Here is a 20679-nt window from a genome sequence, read left to right on the forward strand (position 1 = left end):
GGGGAGGAAAGTTTTGTGATTTATCGACAACCAGATAAAAAGTTTGAACTTGTTTCCGATTATCAACCAACCGGGGACCAGCCGGAGGCAATTGCCCAGTTAACCAAGGGAATCCAAAACGGTGATAAGGCTCAAATCCTGTTAGGGGCCACCGGGACAGGGAAAACATTTACCATTTCCAACGTAATTGCTAACGTGAATAAGCCGACTTTGATCTTGTCCCACAACAAAACCTTGGCTGGACAGCTTTACGGCGAAATGAAGAAGTTTTTCCCCCACAATGCGGTTGAATACTTCGTTTCTTACTATGACTACTACCAACCAGAAGCCTACGTTCCTTCCAGTGACACTTACATTGAAAAGGACGCTTCAATTAACGACGAAATTGATAAGCTCCGTCATGCCGCCACGACTTCTTTGCTGGAACGAAACGACGTGATTGTCGTGGCCTCAGTTTCCAGTATCTTCGGTTTGGGGGACCCCCGGGAATACCAGAATAGTGTTATTTCCCTTCACGTTGGTCAGCAGATTGAGCGTGATAAACTCTTACGCGACCTCGTCAACATCCAGTTTGACCGGAATGACATCGACTTTCAACGGGGCCGTTTCCGGGTCCATGGTGACGTCGTGGAAATTTTCCCGGCCTCGCGTGACGAACGGGCCCTGCGAATTGAATTCTTTGGTGATGAAATCGACCGGATTCGAGAAGTGGACGCCCTCACCGGTGAAGTTATTGGCGACAGTGATAAGGTCTCCATTTTCCCGGCTACCCACTTTATGACCAGTGATGAAATTATGGACCGGGCCCTTCCAGAAATTGAAGAGGACATGAAAAAGCAGGTCAAGAAGTTTACCGACGAGGGGAAGCTCTTGGAGGCCGAACGAATTCAACAGCGGACCACTTATGATATTGAGATGATGCGGGAAATGGGTTATACGAACGGTATTGAAAACTATTCCCGCTATATGGATGGCCGCCAGCCTGGGGAACCACCATTTACCCTCCTGGACTTCTTCCCAAAAGACTTCCTGCTGGTAGTTGATGAATCGCACCAGACGATGCCGCAGGTTCGGGGGATGTACAACGGAGATCGGGCGCGGAAGCAGATGCTGATCGACTATGGCTTCCGTTTACCCAGTGCCCTTGACAACCGGCCGCTAAAGCTTGGTGAATTTGAGCAGCGGGTCAACCAGGTGGTTTACATGTCGGCAACTCCCGGACCGTATGAGTTGAACCAGACTGACCACATTGCCCAACAGATCATTCGGCCAACTGGTCTTCTGGACCCAACGATTGAAGTCCGGCCGGTAATGGGCCAGATTGATGACTTGGTCGGTGAGATCAACAAGCGGGTTGAACGCCATGAGCGGGTCTTCGTGACAACCCTGACTAAAAAGATGTCCGAAGATTTGACGGACTATCTGAAGGACCTCGGCTTAAAGGTAAAGTACTTGCACAGCGACATCAAGACCTTGGAGCGGACACAAATCATCCGTGACCTCCGTCTCGGTAAGTTTGATGTCCTGGTCGGAATCAACCTTCTCCGGGAGGGATTAGACGTTCCGGAGGTTTCCCTGGTTGCCATCCTCGATGCGGACAAGGAAGGTTTCCTGCGGAATGAGCGGTCCCTGATTCAAACGATTGGGCGGGCCGCCAGAAACGAACATGGTGCAGTTATCATGTATGCCGACACGGTAACCGAGTCAATGCAGAAGGCAATCGACGAGACCAAGCGGCGGCGGTCTATTCAGATGAAGTATAACGAAGAACACCACATCACGCCGCACACGATCGTCAAGCCAATTCAAGAGGCCATATCGGCAACGAAGAAGACGGAAGACACCGGCAAAAAGGAAGACGAGAGCGAGTTTACGACCAAGGACTTTGCCAAGTTATCTAAGGATGCTCAACAAAAGATGGTCGCTGAATTAACTGAGCAGATGCAGGCGGCAGCTAAGCGACTCGACTTTGAACAAGCGGCTACCCTGCGTGATACGGTAATGGAATTAAAGGCCCAGATGACGAAGAAGAAGACCAAACTTGGTCGAAAGGTTAAGTAAAGGAGAGATACTTCTTGGCAAATGATAAGATCATAATCCATGGGGCCCGGGCTCATAACCTGAAAAATATTGACGTTAAGATTCCGAAGAACAAGTTGGTAGTTATCACCGGCTTATCGGGATCAGGAAAGAGCTCGCTGGCCTTTGATACCCTTTATGCGGAAGGGCAACGCCGGTACGTGGAGAGTCTATCCGCTTACGCTCGGCAGTTTTTGGGGCAGATGGATAAACCGGATGTTGACTCGATTGATGGCCTTTCACCAGCAATCTCAATTGACCAAAAGACAACTTCCCACAACCCCCGGTCGACCGTGGGGACGGTAACGGAGATCAATGACTTCCTTCGTCTCCTCTGGGCCCGTGTGGGGACGCCTATCTGTCCAAACGACCACATTCCGATTAGCAGCCAGTCTGCCGAACAGATGGTGGACCGGGTCCTTGAATTACCCGAACGGACCCGTCTGCAAATTCTCTCACCAGTTGTGCAGGCTAAGAAAGGAACCCAGAAGAAAGTCCTCGCAACCATCAAGCGGGAGGGTTTTGTCCGGGTTCAGGTCGATGGTGAGACATATGATTTAGATGAGGTCCCCGAACTTAATAAGAACCAGAAGCACACCATTAACGTGGTGATTGACCGAATCATTGTAAAGGATGGTATTCGGTCCCGCCTGTTTGACTCCTTTGAGGCGGCCCTGCGCTTGAGTAGTGGGTACGCAATCGCTGATGTCATCGGGGGCGACCCGATTCCGTTTTCTGAGAAGTATGCCTGCCCAATCTGCGGCTTTACGGTTGGCGAGCTGGAACCCCGTTTATTTTCCTTTAACGCGCCAATGGGGGCTTGCCCGGAGTGTGAGGGCCTTGGTTCAAAGCTTGAGGTCGATGTTGACCTGGTTGTTCCCGACCGAACAAAGACCCTTAATGAAGGGGCAATGGTTCCGTGGAACCCCATCTCATCCCAGTATTACCCGGCCCTGTTAGCCCAGTTCTGTCAGTCGGTGGGAATTGACATGGACACACCGTTTAACAAATTGCCCAAGAAACAGCAGAAGCAGGTTCTTTACGGGAATGGTGACAAGCTGTTCCACTTTCACTACGAAAATGACTTTGGGGGTGTCCGTGACGTCGATGTCCCGTTTGAAGGGGTCGTTAATAATGTTAGCCGCCGTTATAAGGAAACCAATTCCGACTTTACCCGGGAGCAAATGCGCAAATACATGACCGAGTTACCGTGTCCAGCTTGCCACGGTTACCGGCTAAATCAGCGGGCACTGGCCGTCAAGATTGACGGACAAAATATTGGCCAGGTTTCTGACCTCTCAATCAGCAAGGCAATTAACTTCTTCAAGGGGGTTAAGCTGTCGGAACAGAACGAACAGATTGCTCGTCCCATCCTGAAGGAGATTCTTGACCGGCTGACCTTTATGAAAAACGTCGGGGTTGAGTATTTGACACTTAGCCGGTCGGCCCGAACACTTTCTGGTGGGGAGGCCCAGCGGATTCGACTGGCGACCCAGATCGGTTCCAACCTTTCCGGAGTAATGTACGTACTTGATGAACCATCGATTGGTCTCCACCAGCGAGATAATGATCGCTTGATTTCATCTTTAAAGGCCATGCGTGACTTGGGAAATACCCTGATTGTGGTTGAACACGATGAAGACACGATGCGGGCAGCCGACTACATCATTGATATTGGTCCGGGCGCCGGTGAAAACGGGGGTCAAGTCATGGCCGCCGGTACTCCGAAGCAGATCATGCGGTCACGTAAATCCCTGACTGGCCAGTATCTAGCGGGTAAAAAGTTTATTCCGGTACCCACAAAGCGCCGCCAGGGTAATGGCAAGCACCTGCTTTTGAAGGGGGCCTGTGCTAATAACCTGAAGAAAATTGATGTTGATTTCCCGCTGGGTAAGTTCATCTGTGTCACCGGGGTCTCCGGCTCCGGAAAGTCGACCCTGGTCAACCTGATTCTCAAGCGGGTCCTCGCCCAAAAACTTAACCATAATTCCGCTAAGCCGGGAAAGTACAGCTCAATTAGTGGAATTAAGAATATTGAAAAGGTGATTAACATTGACCAGTCACCGATTGGGCGGACCCCCCGCAGTAACCCGGCAACCTATACCGGTGTCTTTGATGATATTCGCGAACTCTTTGCCCAGACCAACCAGGCGAAGGTGCGGGGCTACACCAAGGGCCGCTTCAGTTTCAATGTTAAGGGTGGCCGGTGTGAAGCTTGTCATGGTGATGGGATTCTTAAGATTGAGATGAACTTCCTGCCAGATGTCTACGTCCCGTGTGAGGTTTGCCACGGTACCCGCTACAATTCCGAAACCCTGGAAGTGGAATACAAGGGAAAGAACATTGCCCAGGTACTGAATATGACGGTGTCTGAGGCCCTCAAGTTCTTCAGTGCAATTCCAAAGATCAGGCGGAAACTGCAGACAATTGAGGACGTCGGCCTCGGTTACGTTCACCTAGGCCAACCGGCAACAACCTTGTCTGGTGGGGAGGCCCAGCGGATGAAGCTGGCAGCCGAACTGCACCGTCAATCTCACGGGAAGAGCTTCTATATCCTCGACGAACCGACAACAGGTTTACACATGGACGATATCAAACGATTGCTGAGTGTTCTCCAACGACTAGTCGACGCTGGCAACACCGTACTGGTAATTGAACACGACCTTGATGTGGTCAAGTCGGCCGACTGGCTGATTGACCTGGGACCAGAAGGTGGGGACGCCGGTGGCTACGTTGTGGCGACCGGAACACCTGAAGAAGTGGCCCAGGTTAAGGAAAGCTATACCGGCCAGTACCTGAAAAAAATGCTAGAACGGGACAGTAAATGGGCCCAAAAGCGGGCAGCAAAGAAGAAAAAGTAAGTATAAAAGAGACCGAGAAATAAGCTCCTTGGCGTCCCGTACGGCTAGCATAGGACGGAGGTTGCCGCTGAAAGCGTCGACCTCCGTTCGTAGTTGGTGCCACGCTAGACGCGAGGGACGCGCTTACGACATGAAGCTAGCCTGTTTGGTTTCCCGTAACTACGTTATAATATTCGGAGTTGCAAGAGTGGCTGGCGAGAAAAAATATTTTTCTCCCAGTCACCTTGTTTTTTAATGGCAGGGGGGCCTAAAAATGATTTTAATCAGTGCATGTTTAGCGGGCTTTAACGTCCGCTACGATGGTGGGAACGCGCAGAATGACTTAGCAGTCAAACTGGTGGCGTTAGGAAAGGCAATTACGGTTTGTCCAGAGATTATGAGCGGGCTGAAGACCCCCCGCACCCCAGCGGAGATTCAGGGCGGAACGGGGGATGACGTCCTTGCTGGTCGCGCCCGGGTAGTTAACCGTGACGGGATCGACGTTACAAAACGCTACCTAATAAGCGCCCACCGGGTCCTGCAGATTGCCCAGAATAATGATGTTCATGTGGCCTTTCTAAAGCAAAAGAGTCCTGCCTGTGGAACCAAGCTCGTCTATGACGGTTCCTTCTCTGGCAAGCGGATACCTGGCTTGGGCGTTACGGCGGCCCTGCTCCACCAAAGGGGGATTTACGGTGTTCGGTGATGAAGACCTGACCATTGACACTTTGCGGCCCTATTTAGACCAGGGGACGGTCGACCTGCTGGAAAACGATAATTTACGGTCATAAAGGAGTCTGGAGAGGACACGCCCGGCACGATGTGTTACAATTGCTAAGTATTGTATTAAGAGGAGAGGGGATTGATGATGACGGAGAAAATGAAAGTCGTAATCATCACTGGAATGAGTGGTGCCGGCAAGACACTGGCCATCCACAACTTTGAGGACCTTGGCTACTTCGTGATTGATAATATGTTGCCCAGTTTAGCTGAAAAGTTCGTTGACGTGATTGAAGAATCGGGGGAATTCAATAAAATTGCGATGGTTACCGATTTACGCTCCCGCGGTTTCTATGACCAGGTTTTACCAAGCTTGAAAAAGCTACGCCAGCGCGATGACCTGGCTGTCCGGGTCCTCTTCCTTGACGCTGATAACGTTACCCTGGTTTCCCGCTATGAAGAAACGCGTCGTCTGCACCCCCTTGCACGCCAGGGAAGAATCTTGGATGGGGTTGAACGGGAAAGAAAACTGTTAACCGAGTTAAAAAGTCGGGCAGACGTAATCATTGATACGACTGATCTAACCCCGCGGAACCTTAAGTTAAGGATTAATAAGCTCTTTAGTCATGGTGAGGGTAGCAACTTCTTCGTCGAAGTCATGTCATTCGGCTTTAAATACGGGCTCCCCTTGGATGCCGATATTGTAATGGATGTGCGTTTTTTGCCGAACCCCTTCTATGTTCCGGAGCTCAAGCACCTGACCGGGAATGATCGGGCGGTCCAGGAATACGTGATGAAAAACAAGGGGGCCCAGGAGTTTTATGCCCATCTCCTCTCTCTTTTGAAGAATGCCCTACCAGGGTACATTCGGGAAGGGAAGAGCAGTTTAACGGTCGCCATCGGTTGTACCGGGGGGCAACACCGCTCAGTGACAATTGCCAACAAACTTGCGAAGGACCTTCAGACTGCTGGGTACCATGTTAACTTGTACCATCGTGATGCCGACAAGGCCAAATAGGAAGGAGAGATTTAATGTTCCATAAACCGAAAATAGTGGTGATTGGTGGTGGAACGGGGTTGCCCGTCATCCTGCGTGGCTTGAGGGACCAGGATGCGGACGTGACCGCCGTTGTTACCGTTGCCGATGATGGTGGGTCGTCAGGAATTTTGCGCAATTACATCAACGTTGTCCCGCCTGGTGATATCCGCAATGTCCTGGTGGCTTTGTCGGAATTGCCCCAGCTGGAATTGGATGTTTTCCAGTACCGTTTCCGGAGCTCGGACCAGTTCTTTGCTGGTCACGCTATCGGTAACCTAATTATCTCTGCTCTTTCGGAGATGAAGGATGGTATCTTCCCAGCCGTTCAAGAACTGTCCAGTATGATGCGGATTCGGGGTCACATTTATCCGGTGGCTAATGAGCCACTGACTTTGAATGCGGAGTTTACCGATGGAACAAAGCTCAGCGGGGAATCGGAAATCTCCGCTGCTCATAAGCAGATCAAGCGGGTCTGGGTCACCCCATCAAACGACCAGGATGGTCACCCGGTTAAACCAGTTCCCGAAGTCATCCAGGCGATTCATGAGGCTGATCAGATCGTAATCGGGCCGGGAAGCCTGTTTACCAGTATCCTCCCTAATTTGATGATCAAGGAGGTTGGCGATGCAATCTGTGAGAGTAAGGCTGAGGTCGTCTATATTTGTAATATCATGACCCAAAAAGGTGAGACGGACCACTTTACTGATGCCGACCACGTCCGGGTCTTAAATGACCATCTGGGAAAGAATTTTATTGATACTGTCCTGGTAAATATCCAGCCAGTCCCGAAGAACTACTTGGACTTCAAGCAGTGGAATGAAATTTCCCAGCCGGTCGGCCACGACTTCCAAGGATTGCGCCAGCAGGGCTGCCGGGTAATCAGCTCGAATTTCCTGCGGCTAAAGGATAACGGGGCCTTTCATGACCGTGACCGGGTCGTTGCTGAATTAATGAATCGCTTGCATGAAGTCCACGATTAAAGGGGGTGACCGCCTTGTCATACGCTAGTGATGTCAAGAAGGAATTAACGTCGATCAAGGTTCACCAAAAGAATGCGCAGGCGGAACTGATGGCGCTGATTAGGATGAACGGTAGTATTGCTATTGCCAACCACCAGCTGGTCCTTAATATTCAAACGGAGAACCCGGCAATTGCCCGGCGAATTTATTCCTTACTGAAGCAGTTTTACCACGTGGAGAGTGACATTGTGGTTCGCCGGAAGATGAAACTGAAAAAGAACAACCAGTACATTGTCCGCCTTCGCTACTCTGCTCAGCGGGTACTGGATGACCTGGGGATCTTACAGAACCTGCAGATCAAGGAACGGGTACCGGTAGAATTGCTGAAGGACGAATGGATGGTCCGCTCCTACTTACGGGGGGCCTTTCTTGCTGGAGGATCAGTTAATAATCCGGAGACTTCCCGTTACCACTTGGAAATTTATTCCTTGTACGAGGAACATAACGAGATGATTGCCCAGATGATGAATAAGTTCGGCCTGAACGCCCAAACGACGGCCAGACGAAGTGGCTACATCGTTTACCTGAAGGAAGCCGAAAAAATTGCTAACTTCATGTCCCTCATTGGGGCGACAAATTCGATGCTCCAGTTTGAAAACGTCCGAATCGTTCGGGACATGCGGAACTCAGTCAACCGGCTGGTTAATTGTGAAAACGCCAATATGAACAAAATCGCCAACGCCTCAACCCGGCAGATTGAAAATATTAAGTTGATTGAGAACACGGTTGGGTTGGCAAGCCTACCGGATAAGCTTCGCGAGATTGCGCAGACACGGCTGAACCACCAGGAGGTTAGCCTAAAGGAGCTTGGCCAGCTTGTTCCTGGCGGGCCCATTTCGAAGTCCGGGGTCAACCACCGCTTGCGGAAGTTGAATGCGTACGCTGATGAGCTACGGACGAGCAAGACAATTTAATAATTACTCAGGGCACCTTTTAAAAGACGTCATGGATAGGGAATTTTACCAAATCCATGACGTCTTTTTTTGCCTTATTACGCCCTGTTTATTAGACCAATTTATCTATTTTGCTGTTAAATAAAGCAAAATTAGCCATACCAATTAATGCTTTTGGAAAAGAATCCAAATTAATAAATGAACAAGTGCTGGTAAAAAGGGGGTAAAAAAGAAAAATTTACTAATCTCTCTGTCGTATCATCACGCCAGTGCAAACCGTTGCCCAAATAGACACTTTTAAAGAATATGGTTGACAGTTTGGCAAATACCAGTTAGGAAATAAGCACACTCAAGAAAAGGAGATGCCGCAATGGTAGAGCGAGAGCAAAAGGATGTTTTATGGTTTGATGAATTGCATCGCCAGGATGTAGACCTCGTTGGTGGTAAGTCGTCCTCTCTAGGAGAATTGACCTCGGCGACTCGAATCCCGGTACCGTATGGCTTTGCGACAACGACCCATGCTTACAAGGCATTTATGGCGGCAACTGGTTTGAACGAACAAATTAACCAATTGCTAGCGACGATCAAGGACTACGAGGATACAGATGAACTGCATACGGTATGTGCAAATGTTCGCTCCTTGATTGTTAATGCGGAGATGCCCGCCGAGTTAGCAACGACGATAAAAAAAGCATACCAGCAATTGGCGGTCAAGATGGAGCAAACGAATCCCTTCGTGGCGGTCCGGTCTAGTGCCACCGCCGAGGACTTGCCGAACGCCTCATTTGCGGGTCAGCAGGAAACCTACCTCAATGTTCAGGGCGCCGACCTGGTGGTCAAGAAGGTCCAGGAGTGCTACGCATCGCTCTTTACAGACCGGGCAACTTACTACCGGCATAAGCAGCATTTTCCCCACGAGAAGGTGGCCTTATCAGCCGCAATCCAGATGATGGTCTTCTCTAAGGCAGCCGGAATCATGTTTTCAGTTAACGTGGCGAACGGAAATGACCAACAGATGGTAATTGATGCTATTTGGGGCCTAGGTGAATACATCGTACTGGGTAAGGTAACCCCAGACCATTACGTTATCGATAAGGACAGCGGCAAAATTATTGATCGCACAATCACTAACAAGCCAATTGAACTCCTACAAAGACCCGGTAGTGGAACCTATGAACGGAAGGTACCAGCCGACCGGGCAAAGCAGGCCGCCCTTACTGACGACCAAGTCAAAGAACTCGCCGGTTATGCTAAGCAGATTGAAAAACATTATGGCTGCTATATGGACATGGAATTTGCCCTCGACCGACCAACCAACAAGTTATGGCTAGTACAGGCCCGCCCGGAGACGGTGTGGTCAAACAAAAAAAAGGAAAAGAAAGAAACGGGGGAAGTAAAGATGAAAAATGCCCAGCCAATTCTAAAGGGATTACCAGCCAGCCCCGGTTTAGCCAGCGGGAAGGTTCACGTAATTGCCGACCCGCGGGATATTGATGATTTCCAAAATGACGAGGTTCTGGTGACCAAAATGACGTCACCGGACTGGGTTCCCGCGATGAAGAAGGCGGCAGCTATAATCACTAATAACGGGGGGATGACCTGTCACGCGGCGATTGTTTCGCGGGAAATGCAGATCCCTTGCTTGGTTGGGACTGCCGCTTGTGGGACCGCTGCGATGGATATCCTCCACGATGGTGATCAGGTGACGGTAGATGCCAAAAATGGGGTTGTCTATGCTGGGGACCTCATGAAGGAACTGGCACCAAAAGAGCAAACACCTGCAGCATCTACAGCGGCAGTCGAATACTTTGCCCCGACAGCTACCCGCGTAATGATGAACCTGGGTGATCCCGACCTCGCCAAGCGGTATGCTAGTCTGCCAGCGGATGGGATCGGTCTGATGCGGGAAGAGTTCATCTGGACAACCGCCATTCATGAGCACCCCCTCTACTTAATCAAGACGGGGCATCCAGAGAAGGTCGTCGATGGTCTGGCTGCTGGAATTGCTAAGGTTGCCCGGGCGATGGCACCCCGGCCAATGATCCTCCGTTTCTCAGATTTCAAGTCCGGTGAGTACCGCCACTTAAAGGGCGGAGAAGAGTTCGAACCGCATGAACCTGCCGACCTCCTCGGCTGGCGGGGCGCGGCTCGCTACTATGATCCCCACTTTATTGAAGCATTTAAACTCGAATTAGCGGCGGTGAAGAAGGTCCGAACGGAACTCGGCTTGACCAACCTGAACGTCATGATTCCCTTTGTCAGGACGGTCGATGAAATGGCCAAGATAACTGAACTAATCGCTAAGAACGGTCTGAAACGGAGTGCCGATTTCAAGGTTTACATGATGGCAGAGATCCCGTCCAACATTATTTTGGCGGATCAGTTCAACCGTTATGTTGATGGTTACTCGATTGGTTCCAATGACCTGTCGATGCTAATCCTTGGCTGTGATCGCAATAATGACACCGTTTCGTCACTGTTTGACGAACGGAACTTAGCAGTTAAGCGGGCCATCTTCCACCTCATCACGGTTGCTCACCGCGATGGCAAAACGGTTTCGATTTGTGGTCAGGCCCCTTCGGAATACCCTGAATTCACTGAGTTCCTGATTCGCAGCGGGATTGACTACGTATCCGTCAACCCGGATATGGTCAAGGAAACGAAGAAAAACGTGGCCCACTTTGAGCAACGAATCCTTCTCGACCAGGCGACTGGTCGGGGCCGGCAATTAGTTGATGAAATTAACTGGTAAAACAGAAGAAAGGAAAATAAAAATGCAAATTTATGTTGATGTCCATGCTGAACACGATGGAAACGGAACAAAGCAACTGCCATTCAAACGCATCCAGGAAGCAGCCGCTATTGCCCGTCCTGGAGACCTCGTTAAGGTAATGCCCGGTGTTTATCGGGAAAGTGTTGATCCGCGTTTTACGGGGACTAAGGATAAGCCCATCCTTTACCAAGCAGTGAAACAGAACCTGACGATCATCACTGGGGCCGAAAAGATCAACGATTGGGAACCGGTCGGGGTCGATGTTTGGCGGACGGTGATTGCTAACCAGCGTTTCGGTAAGTATAATCCCTACACGACCCATGTTCAGACAGATGGCGACTTCCAGCATACCGGGGAAGTCTTCTTGAATAACCGGGCCCTTTACGAGGTCGATAGTCTGGCTAAGGTTAAGGCACCGAAGATGGGCACAATCAACCAAAATCCAGAACGGCAGTATGTTTGGTATACATGCCAGGACCAGAAGATGAACACGACGGTTATCTACGCTAACTTCCAGGGAAAGGATCCGAACCGGTCCAACGTGGAAGTAACCTTCCGGGAGACCTGTTTCTACCCCCAACAAGCACAGATTGACTACCTAGTACTCTCCGGTTTTACCCTGACTAAAGCCGCTAGTCGGTGGGCCGGGGACGACTATAACAAAGCGGTAGTCGGGACTAACCATGCCCAGGGGTGGAAAATTTTGAATTGTAATGTTTCCCACGCTAAGTGTGCCGGAATTTCCTTGGGACGTTACCCAGTAGTGCCAGCTGACAAGGAACTAAAAGGTCACCCCGTTAAGCATTACATTAAGAACAACCGGATCTTTGACTGTGGTCAGGCCGGGGTCCTGGGGGTTGATGGCAACCCAGCACCAGTAATTGAACACAATCATTTCTTCCGCATCAATACCCGCTTTAACCTCGTTGGTGAAACCGTCAGTGCCATTAACCTGCTTCCGGCAATTGGTGCTAAGATCCTGCGAAACTGTATCCACGACTGCACACGGGGAATCTGGCTGGGAGGCCGGGTAGAAAAGACGCAGGTCAGTCGGAACTTGATGTATAACAATAGCCTACCCGGTGATTTCAAGCTAACCGACAAGAATCAGCAGGACCTGTTGGCTCGCTTGGGTGAGGATATTCAGGTAGAAAATTCAGTTGGCTTGACGACCATTGATAATAACTTCCTTCTGTCAGACTGTGCCCTTCGTCTGGAAAGTTATGAAATTCTGCTAACTCACAACCTTATTAATGGACGAGTTGCCTGGCAGTCCAACCAGGCTGAGCAGTCCGGTGACTTGCTTTACCACCGTATCAACCAGGGGGACGCGCAAAATAAGTTGACCTCCTACTTTTACAACAACCTCTTTGTTAAGAAGGAATTGCGTTCTGCGATGAAGGCATTGATTGGTAAACAGGTCGACCAACATCATAAAAAGCTGGGTCAAGCAGAAGGGCCAAACAAGTTCTTTACCACCCGCGATAACCAGCTGGTCCGGCTAAATGCTAATAAGGAAGGGAACTGCTTTGTTGGTACTACGCGTCCGGTCAAGCTAGTGGTTGAAAACCGGCGTCGGGGCTTTTTCTTGAAGGGAGACCTAAGTCAAGTATTAGCTGAAGACATCTGTCGTCTCCTCACCATGGTGGGACAGAAGTCAGCACGGACAATTGATACTGACTTCGCTGGCCATCACCGGGAAGGCTACCGGGTAACCCCAGGTCCATTAGACCACAAGGCTGAATACACGTCCTGCCTGTTTCGGGCAATGGCCTAACTGAAGGAGGACAAAATGCGCAAACCATTTATTATCGCAAACTGGAAAATGCATAAGAACATTGAAGAATCAGTCGCCTTTATTAACCAGATTAAGGCTGCCCTTCCCCAAGTATCGGATGAAGAAGTGGGGATCGCGGCCCAGGCGGTGGCCCTGTCGAGCATGAAACAGACTGCCCGGGGTACCAACCTCCAAATTATTGCCCAGAATGCTGCTAGTGAACTGGCGGGACCGTATACGGGCGAAATTAGTGCCCGTTCCTTGGCGGATGCCGGGGCATCCTATGTCATGCTGGGGCACTTGGAACGCCGGCGTTTATTTCATGAAGACAACCAGATTATCAACCAAAAGGTCCGGTCGGCGCTGACGACAGGAATTACCCCAATTATCTGTACCGATGACAAGATGGTCCAGGCAGAGGTCAATGGTGAAATTCACTACGTCTTTGACCAGCTGAAAGGGGTCTTAAGGGATGTGGCACCGGCCCACCTTCAAAAGATTGTCCTTTCCTATGAACCGAGTTGGGCAGTGGGCAGTAGCCAAACCGCTAATCCCAAGGTTGCTCAGCAGGGCTGTCAGCGGATTCGACAAACCGTTTGTAACCTGTATGGTAGCCTGCTAGCCGACCAGGTACGGATTCTCTATGGGGGAAGCGTAAATCCGCAAAATATTAGTGCCATCATGGCCCAACCGGATGTAGATGGTGCCCTTATTGGTCGTGCTAGCTTGCGGCCCGATGACTTCTTGGAAATGGTGAACTGGCAACAACCAGTTTCAAATGTGATGTAAGAAAGGAAATAACATAATGGCATACTTTGATAATGGTAACAAGATTTTTGCGGACGCCCGGGCAAAGCACTACGCGGTCGGGGCCTATAATATAAATAATTTGGAGTGGACTCGGGCAATTTTACGGGCAGCAAATGAAACTAAGACGCCCGTCCTGGTCCAGGTATCAATGGGAGCGGCAAAGTACATGGGCGGCTTTAAGTTTGTCCGTGACATGGTTGCTGACCAGATGGACGCGATGAACATTACAGTCCCGGTAATTTTGAACCTTGACCATGGTGACTATGATGCCGCCATGAAATGTATTGAACTCGGTTACTCCTCAGTGATGTATGATGGACATAAGTTACCGGTAAAGGAGAACTATGCGCGGACAAAGGAAGTCGTCCGTGCGGCCCACCAGCGGGGAATTTCCGTCGAGGCCGAAATCGGCAAGGTTGGTGAGAACCAAGACACTAATAGTGGGGAACTGGCTTCAGTGGAGGATGCCCGGGCGTTTGCCGGCCTGGGAGTCGACAAGCTGGCGTGTGGAATTGGTAATATCCATGGAATCTATCCCGCTGGCTGGCGGGGCCTGGACTTTAACCGCCTCGCTGCCATTGCGGATGCTGTTGATATTCCCCTTGTCCTGCATGGCGGCTCAGGAATCCCCAAGGAACAGGTTCAAAAGGCAATTTCAATGGGAATTGCAAAGGTGAATATCAACACTGAGTTCCAGTTGGCCTTTCAAGATGCCACCCGGGCCTATATTGAGGCGGCCCGCGACCTTGACAAGGACCACAAGGGATATGACCCGCGGAAGTTGCTCTTACCGGGGACGGAAGCAATTACCAATAAGATGAAGGAAATGATCGAGTGGCTGGGGACCCCCGCGGTCGCTTAATCAACTTGTGGAGGAAGAATAACGATGGCAACAACTGTATATTTTATTCGACACGGGGAGACCTACTTTAATCGCTTTGCCCGGCTCCAGGGGTGGTCAGATACCCCATTGACCGCTAAGGGACACGATGACGCGGTCAAAATCGCCAAGGTGCTGGCACCATTGAAGATTGACTACTTCTTTTCCAGTGATTTGAAGCGGGCGATTGACACCGCCCAAATCATAATTGACCAGCTTAAATTCCCTAATATCAGTCACCCAACGCAGAAAAAATACTTTCGGGAGGTCTTCTACGGGTCATTCGAAGGGCACAGTAATGAAGAGGGGGCAATTTGGGCCAGTTACCTCGGCGGCAAACGGTTCCGCCGGATTGGTGATTTAGTGGCTGAGTTTGGGGTCAAGAAGGCCCATGATCTTCTCAAGCAGGCCGACCCGGCCCACCTGGCTGAGGATAGTGCCGAGTTGGACCAACGGGTAGGTCAGATGCTCGATCTCTTCGCATCTTTGCCGCCAGAAAGTAATGTCGTTGTTGCTAGTCATGGTTCTATCATTCAGTACCTGGCGACGGTGTTTGGTAATCGGGATCAGTACGAAAACCCCGCTAATGGGGCATTAATGAAGTTAATTATCAAAGACCACCACGCACGCGTGGCGGGCTATAATCAGTTCGCAATTTAATAGAAAAAGCGGGAAGGAAATCCACAAAGGTTTCCTTCCCGCTTGCATTTTTTCAATTCAGTAATCAAATTACTTCAAGCTGGAGTTGTTTTCCATGATCCCGTCAAGCAGACCGTAGTCAACCGCTTCTTGAGCGGTTAAGTAGTGGTCACGTTCAGTATCACGGTTGATCTTTTCAATTGGTTGACCAGAATTCTTTGCCAAGATGCCGTTAATCATCTTCCGGGTCTTCAGAATTTCGGTTGCCGCAATTTCAATTTCAGTTTGTTGACCTTGAGCGCCACCAGATGGCTGGTGAATCAAGACTTGGGAGTGTGGTAAGCCGAACCGCTTACCCTTTGTTCCGGATGAAACCAGGACACTGGCCATTGAAGCCGCCATCCCGATAACGATTGTTTGCACATCTGACTTGATAAAGTTCATCGTGTCGTAGATGGCCATTCCGGAAGTAACAACACCACCAGGTGAGTTAATGTATAGGTAAATGTCTTTAGTTGAGTCTTGCGCATCCAGGAAGAGGAGCTGCGCAACAATTGAGTTTGCCATGTCGTCTTCGATTGGACCAGAAAGCATGATAATCCGGTCCTTCAGAAGCCGTGAGTAGATATCATAGGCACGTTCGCCACGTGAAGACTGCTCAATGACAGTTGGAACTAAGTTCATATTGTGGCCTCCTTGTTAATTAGCACTCGTTAGCAATAGTTGCTAACTGATATTAATACTATACTCGATTGGTCAAAAAAGGTCAAATAATTTACCACCTATTTATACTGACCGCTAATATTATGCCATTTTCACCCATAACAAGGAAGAAAGATGATTGACCTTTATCATTATTTAATAAAGTGTAAATAAAAAAGCTGGCCAACGCGGGCCAGCTGCTGGTATTTATTATTTCTTATTAATGTTAGCGCATAACAGGCTCAACTCAGCATTAGCACTTTGGTGGTCAAGGGCCTTCCAATCAGTGGTGGTTACAAAAACATTTAATTCGTTAGTATTAGTCATAATAAAATCCTCCTAGAGCAGTCAGTTATTTTATTTCTTTTTAAGTTCGCTCTTTAAGTTCATTTAGAATAGTACACTAAATTGGTCTGATTTGCAATACCTAATATAGCAATATTTTTCAAGATATTTTATAAATTGGTCTAGGCTGTTATCCTGAAGTGCTGTCTGGTAAGGGTTGTCGTTTCTCAGAAAATGATGGTTACTAGAGAGAAAATTCATCGTTAGGGAGCATAATTTTGTCAGGACTTGCTTTTTATACCGTAGCCCGGTATAATTGGAACGTTAATTCATTTACGAACACAATAAGGAGGCATATAGCTATGCGTAAAGCACACCCATACGGCGTACAAGGCCGTCGCCCAGTTGCTCCTAAGTACAAGCGAGCATTAAAAGAAAAGAAGATTGAAGCTATTCGTAAGTGGGCTAAGGAAAAGCCAGCTGAAGAAAAGTAAAAAGTAATTTTAATATAAAAAGGAGGGTAGGAAACGCAGAGAAGCGTTTCCTACCCTCCTTTTTTCGGGGTTCGCTTTGTAAAATAAAAAAGCTGGCGGAAGATAAATCCGTCAGCTTTTCTTAAACAAAAGTGCGCCCCCCGAGAGTCGAACTCGGATCTCGAGAACCGGAATCTCACGTGCGATCCATTACACTAAGGGCGCGTCAACGAATACTATAATATCTTATCCAATATTAAAATGCAAGCATTATTTGAATTTTTTAATCAAGATAACGTTTTCACAAGAAAAAACTAAATTTCTGAGGTGATTGAATAGACAATTCCAAACAAGATGAGTATTATTAAGAGCGTAAGGCTTTGTACCTTGTCTGACGGAATAGTGTGGTGGTTTTCAACCATTAATTTCGTTAGATGAGACACTTATTATGTTTTTCCTAAAGGAGGAATTTGCAGTATGACTGTAAAAATTGGTATTAATGGTTTCGGCCGTATCGGTCGTTTAGCATTCCGTCGTATTCACGAACTCAACACTGATGACATTGAAGTTGTTGCTATTAACGACTTGACTTCACCAGAAATGTTGGCTTACCTGCTTAAGTACGACTCAACCCAAGGCCGGTTTAACGGTGAAGTTTCCGCTACTGACAAGGGTATCGTTGTTGATGGTAAGGAATACCCTGTATACGCAGAACGTGACGCACGTAACATTCCTTGGGTAAAGAACGACGGTGTTGACTTTGTCCTTGAATGTACTGGTTTCTACACTTCTGCAGAAAAGTCACAAGCACACTTGGATGCCGGCGCAAAGCGTGTTCTGATTTCCGCACCTGCTGGTAACATTCCAACTGTTGTTCCTGGTGTTAACTTGGATACTTTAAAGGCTGATGACAAGATTGTTTCAGCGGGTTCTTGCACCACTAGTTGCCTTGCCCCAATGGCATACTTCCTTAACAAGAACTTCGGTATCAAGGTTGGTACGATGACTACTATCCACGCTTACACTGGTAGCCAAGCTGTCCTTGACCAACCACGTGGCAAGAAGTTCCGTAACAACCGTGCTGCAGCTATTAACACTATTCCTCACTCAAGTGGTGCTGCTAAGGCTATCGGCCTGGTTATTCCTGAATTGAACGGTAAGCTTTCTGGTCACGCACAACGTGTTGCTGTTCCTACTGGTTCTTTGACTGAACTTGTTTCTGTTCTGAACAAGAAGGTCACTGTTGACCAAGTTAACGACGCTATGAAGGAAGCTACTAAGAACAACCCTGCTTACGGTTATACTGAAGACCCAATCGTATCTAGTGATATCATTGGTTCTACTTTCGGTTCTGTATTTGACCCATCTCAAACTGAAATCATGGAAGCTGAAGATGGTACTCAATTAGTTAAGACCGTTGCATGGTACGACAACGAAAACGGCTTTACTAGCAACATGATTCGGACCCTGCTTCACTTTGCTGAACTCTAATCCGACATTTAGCTAAAAGTACTAAACAAAAGGTGGGAGGAGGAAACTCCAACCACTTTTTTTCTTAAAGGAGGAGCTAATAAACATGGCTAAACTTACTGTTGAAGATTTACCATTAGAAGGTAAAAAAGTATTAATGCGTGTTGATTTTAACGTGCCGATTAAGGATGGCGTTGTTGGTGATGACAACCGAATCGTGGCTGCTTTGCCAACGATCAAGTATGTCATTGAACACGGTGGTCGGGCAATCCTCTTCTCCCACTTAGGTCGGGTTAAGATGGAGGAAGACAAGCCAGGCCTGTCAATGCGCCCGGTTGCTGAACGGCTTTCCAACCTACTGAATAAGCCAGTTACCTTTGTTCCTGTAACTGAAGGTAAGCAACTCGAAGATGCCATTGACAACATGAATAACGGTGATGTTCTACTGGTTCAAAACACCCGTTATGAAGATGTTAAGGATGGCAAATATGTCAAGCGTGAATCTGGTAACGACCCTGAATTAGGTAAGTACTGGGCTTCACTCGGTGATGTCTTCATTAATGATGCCTTTGGTACTGCTCACCGGAAGCATGCTTCTAACGTTGGAATTGCCACCAACATGCCAGGCAAGGCTGCCGCTGGTTACCTGATGGAAAAGGAAATCAAGTTCTTGGGGAACGCTGTTGATGACCCACAACGCCCATTCATTGCTATCCTTGGTGGTGCCAAGGTTTCTGACAAGATTGGTGTTATTGACCACTTGTTAGACAAGGCTGATAAGATCATCATTGGTGGTGGGATGGCTTACACCTTCTACGCTGCCAAGGGAATTAAGGTTGGTAACTCCTTAGTTGAAAAGGACAAGATTGATGTTGCCAAGGAAATCCTGGATAAGGCTGGCGACAAGCTGGTACTACCAGTTGACAATGTGGTTGCTGACAAGTTTAATAATGACGCCAACACCAAGGTTGTTGAAGGCGATATTGACGATGGCTGGATGGCCCTTGACATTGGCCCTAAGACTATCAAACTGTATGAAGACGTTCTAAAGGACGCCAAGACGGTTGTTTGGAACGGCCCAATGGGTGTCTTTGAAATGTCTAATTTTGCTAAGGGAACACTGGAAATCGGAAAGTTCCTCGGTACCCTAGACGACGCAACTACCATCGTTGGTGGCGGGGACTCCACTGCTGCCGTTAAGCAGTTGGGTGTTGCTGACAAGTTGACCCACATTTCTACTGGTGGTGGTGCTTCACTGACCTACCTCGAAGGGAAGACTTTGCCAGGAATTGCCGCAATTTCTGAAAAATAATTGATTAGACAAGAGGACACTTTTGGCCTCCTGTGATAATAAATAAGGTTCCACCGCTGAAGATTGTGAAGCGGTGGAACCTCTTTATGTAATGTCCAGGAAATTTAAGAACGGCAACGTGGGCAGTTACTCAAGGGTACTGATCACCCACCAAAATAGGGGGGATTTTATGCGTATTCCGATTATTGCCGGTAACTGGAAAATGAACAAGACCGTTGATGAAGCCGTTACGTTTGTTAAAGAAATTAAGGATCGGCTGCCACCAGCTAACCAATTGCAAACGGCCCTGGCGGCACCAACTCTGTGCCTGATGCCAATGATGCGGGCGGCAACCGGTTCACCACTGAAATTAATGGCGGAAAACTGTTTTTACAAGAATGCTGGGGCCTATACGGGGGAAACGAGTCCTTTTGCTCTGTACCAGGCAGGAATCCACCATGTTATTCTTGGCCATTCTGAACGCCGGAAGTATTTTCATGAGGACGATGAACTGATCAATAAAAAGGTGAAAGCGGCTCTTGACAATGGCCTCTGCCCGATTGTCTGCTGTGATGACACGATGGGACGCCGGATTGCTAAGGATGATAAGGTCCACTGGGTTGTCGGCCGGATTCTTGCTGACTTAAAGGGACTAACCACCAACGATATTCGTAAAGTTACCGTTGCCTATGAGCCCAGCTGGGCAATTGGTAGTGGTCAGAGTGCCAATCCTGACCAGGCTGAGGAGGGGTGTTACCTGATTCGCCAAACAATTAGCGATATGTACGGTGATGCGGTGGCCGATGACGTCCGGATTCTTTACGGTGGGAGTGTCACTCCAGAAAACACCAGTGCACTGATGGCGACCGCTGATATTGATGGTGTCCTTGTTGGTGCGGATAGTCTGGACGCAGAAACTTTTTTAGAAATAGTTAACCATTAAATGCTTGTTTTTAGTTGTGCAAAATAATACAATGTTAATGAAGTAG

General features: G+C 48.7%; 16 protein-coding genes and 1 tRNA gene. 15 read left to right on the forward strand and 2 right to left on the reverse strand.

Annotation, left to right across the window (positions count from 1 at the left end):
- Window positions 1–15 precede the first annotated feature (15 nt).
- From uvrB to KZE55_RS02810, 11 genes are all read left to right on the forward strand, one after another.
- Window positions 16–2061 carry an excinuclease ABC subunit UvrB gene (gene uvrB / locus KZE55_RS02760; protein WP_222259099.1) on the forward strand — a complete coding sequence of 682 codons (2046 nt, stop codon included), beginning with the start codon at window positions 16–18 and terminating at the stop codon, window positions 2059–2061.
- Window positions 2062–2075: 14 nt separating this feature from the next.
- Entirely contained in the window at window positions 2076–4940 is a 2865-nt protein-coding gene (uvrA, locus tag KZE55_RS02765; RefSeq protein WP_222259101.1) for an excinuclease ABC subunit UvrA, read from the forward strand.
- A 253-nt stretch (window positions 4941–5193) separates the two neighbouring features.
- On the forward strand, window positions 5194–5625 hold the full coding sequence (locus KZE55_RS02770) for a 2-thiouracil desulfurase family protein (RefSeq protein ID WP_261313293.1): 432 nt from the start codon (window positions 5194–5196) through the stop codon (window positions 5623–5625).
- 162 nt (window positions 5626–5787) lie between these two features.
- Complete coding sequence (gene rapZ / locus KZE55_RS02775) at window positions 5788–6657, forward strand: RNase adapter RapZ (RefSeq protein WP_222259854.1); 870 nt, start codon at window positions 5788–5790, stop codon at window positions 6655–6657.
- 14 nt (window positions 6658–6671) lie between these two features.
- Window positions 6672–7658 (forward strand): gluconeogenesis factor YvcK family protein, encoded by a 987-nt coding sequence (locus KZE55_RS02780; RefSeq protein ID WP_222259103.1) that lies wholly within the window; start codon window positions 6672–6674, stop codon window positions 7656–7658.
- A gap of 14 nt (window positions 7659–7672) precedes the next feature.
- Window positions 7673–8611 (forward strand): DNA-binding protein WhiA, encoded by a 939-nt coding sequence (whiA, locus tag KZE55_RS02785; RefSeq protein WP_222259113.1) that lies wholly within the window; start codon window positions 7673–7675, stop codon window positions 8609–8611.
- A gap of 349 nt (window positions 8612–8960) precedes the next feature.
- On the forward strand, window positions 8961–11342 hold the full coding sequence (gene ppsA, locus KZE55_RS02790; RefSeq protein ID WP_222259115.1) for a phosphoenolpyruvate synthase: 2382 nt from the start codon (window positions 8961–8963) through the stop codon (window positions 11340–11342).
- A 22-nt stretch (window positions 11343–11364) separates the two neighbouring features.
- Window positions 11365–13140, forward strand: a complete 1776-nt coding sequence (locus tag KZE55_RS02795; RefSeq protein WP_222259117.1) for a right-handed parallel beta-helix repeat-containing protein — start codon at window positions 11365–11367, stop codon at window positions 13138–13140.
- Window positions 13141–13155: 15 nt separating this feature from the next.
- Window positions 13156–13929, forward strand: a complete 774-nt coding sequence (gene tpiA / locus KZE55_RS02800) for a triose-phosphate isomerase (protein ID WP_222259119.1) — start codon at window positions 13156–13158, stop codon at window positions 13927–13929.
- Window positions 13930–13945: 16 nt separating this feature from the next.
- Complete coding sequence (gene fba / locus KZE55_RS02805) at window positions 13946–14812, forward strand: class II fructose-1,6-bisphosphate aldolase (RefSeq protein WP_222259121.1); 867 nt, start codon at window positions 13946–13948, stop codon at window positions 14810–14812.
- Between the two features lie 24 nt (window positions 14813–14836).
- Entirely contained in the window at window positions 14837–15490 is a 654-nt protein-coding gene (locus KZE55_RS02810) for a histidine phosphatase family protein (RefSeq protein WP_222259123.1), read from the forward strand.
- Between the two features lie 69 nt (window positions 15491–15559).
- Here KZE55_RS02810 and clpP read toward each other — a convergent pair whose 3' ends face one another.
- Complete coding sequence (clpP, locus tag KZE55_RS02815) at window positions 15560–16153, reverse strand: ATP-dependent Clp endopeptidase proteolytic subunit ClpP (protein WP_047769336.1); 594 nt, start codon at window positions 16151–16153, stop codon at window positions 15560–15562.
- 665 nt (window positions 16154–16818) lie between these two features.
- On the opposite strand from clpP, the gene KZE55_RS10225 reads away from it, so the two are divergent.
- A complete protein-coding gene (locus tag KZE55_RS10225) occupies window positions 16819–16950 on the forward strand; it encodes a hypothetical protein (RefSeq protein WP_261313294.1) in 132 nt (43 codons plus the stop codon).
- Between the two features lie 132 nt (window positions 16951–17082).
- Here the strand turns inward: KZE55_RS10225 and KZE55_RS02820 are convergent.
- A tRNA-Arg gene (locus KZE55_RS02820) sits at window positions 17083–17154 on the reverse strand.
- A gap of 252 nt (window positions 17155–17406) precedes the next feature.
- On the opposite strand from KZE55_RS02820, the gene gap reads away from it, so the two are divergent.
- From gap to tpiA (KZE55_RS02835), 3 genes are all read left to right on the forward strand, one after another.
- Entirely contained in the window at window positions 17407–18420 is a 1014-nt protein-coding gene (gene gap, locus KZE55_RS02825) for a type I glyceraldehyde-3-phosphate dehydrogenase (RefSeq protein WP_222259125.1), read from the forward strand.
- Between the two features lie 85 nt (window positions 18421–18505).
- The gene (locus tag KZE55_RS02830) at window positions 18506–19711 is read left to right on the forward strand and encodes a phosphoglycerate kinase (RefSeq protein ID WP_222259128.1); all 1206 of its coding nucleotides are present in this window, start codon (window positions 18506–18508) and stop codon (window positions 19709–19711) included.
- A gap of 169 nt (window positions 19712–19880) precedes the next feature.
- Complete coding sequence (gene tpiA, locus KZE55_RS02835; RefSeq protein ID WP_222259129.1) at window positions 19881–20633, forward strand: triose-phosphate isomerase; 753 nt, start codon at window positions 19881–19883, stop codon at window positions 20631–20633.
- Window positions 20634–20679 lie beyond the last annotated feature (46 nt).

It is taken from the genome of Limosilactobacillus panis (genome assembly GCF_019797825.1).
Taxonomy (GTDB): domain Bacteria; phylum Bacillota; class Bacilli; order Lactobacillales; family Lactobacillaceae; genus Limosilactobacillus; species Limosilactobacillus panis_A.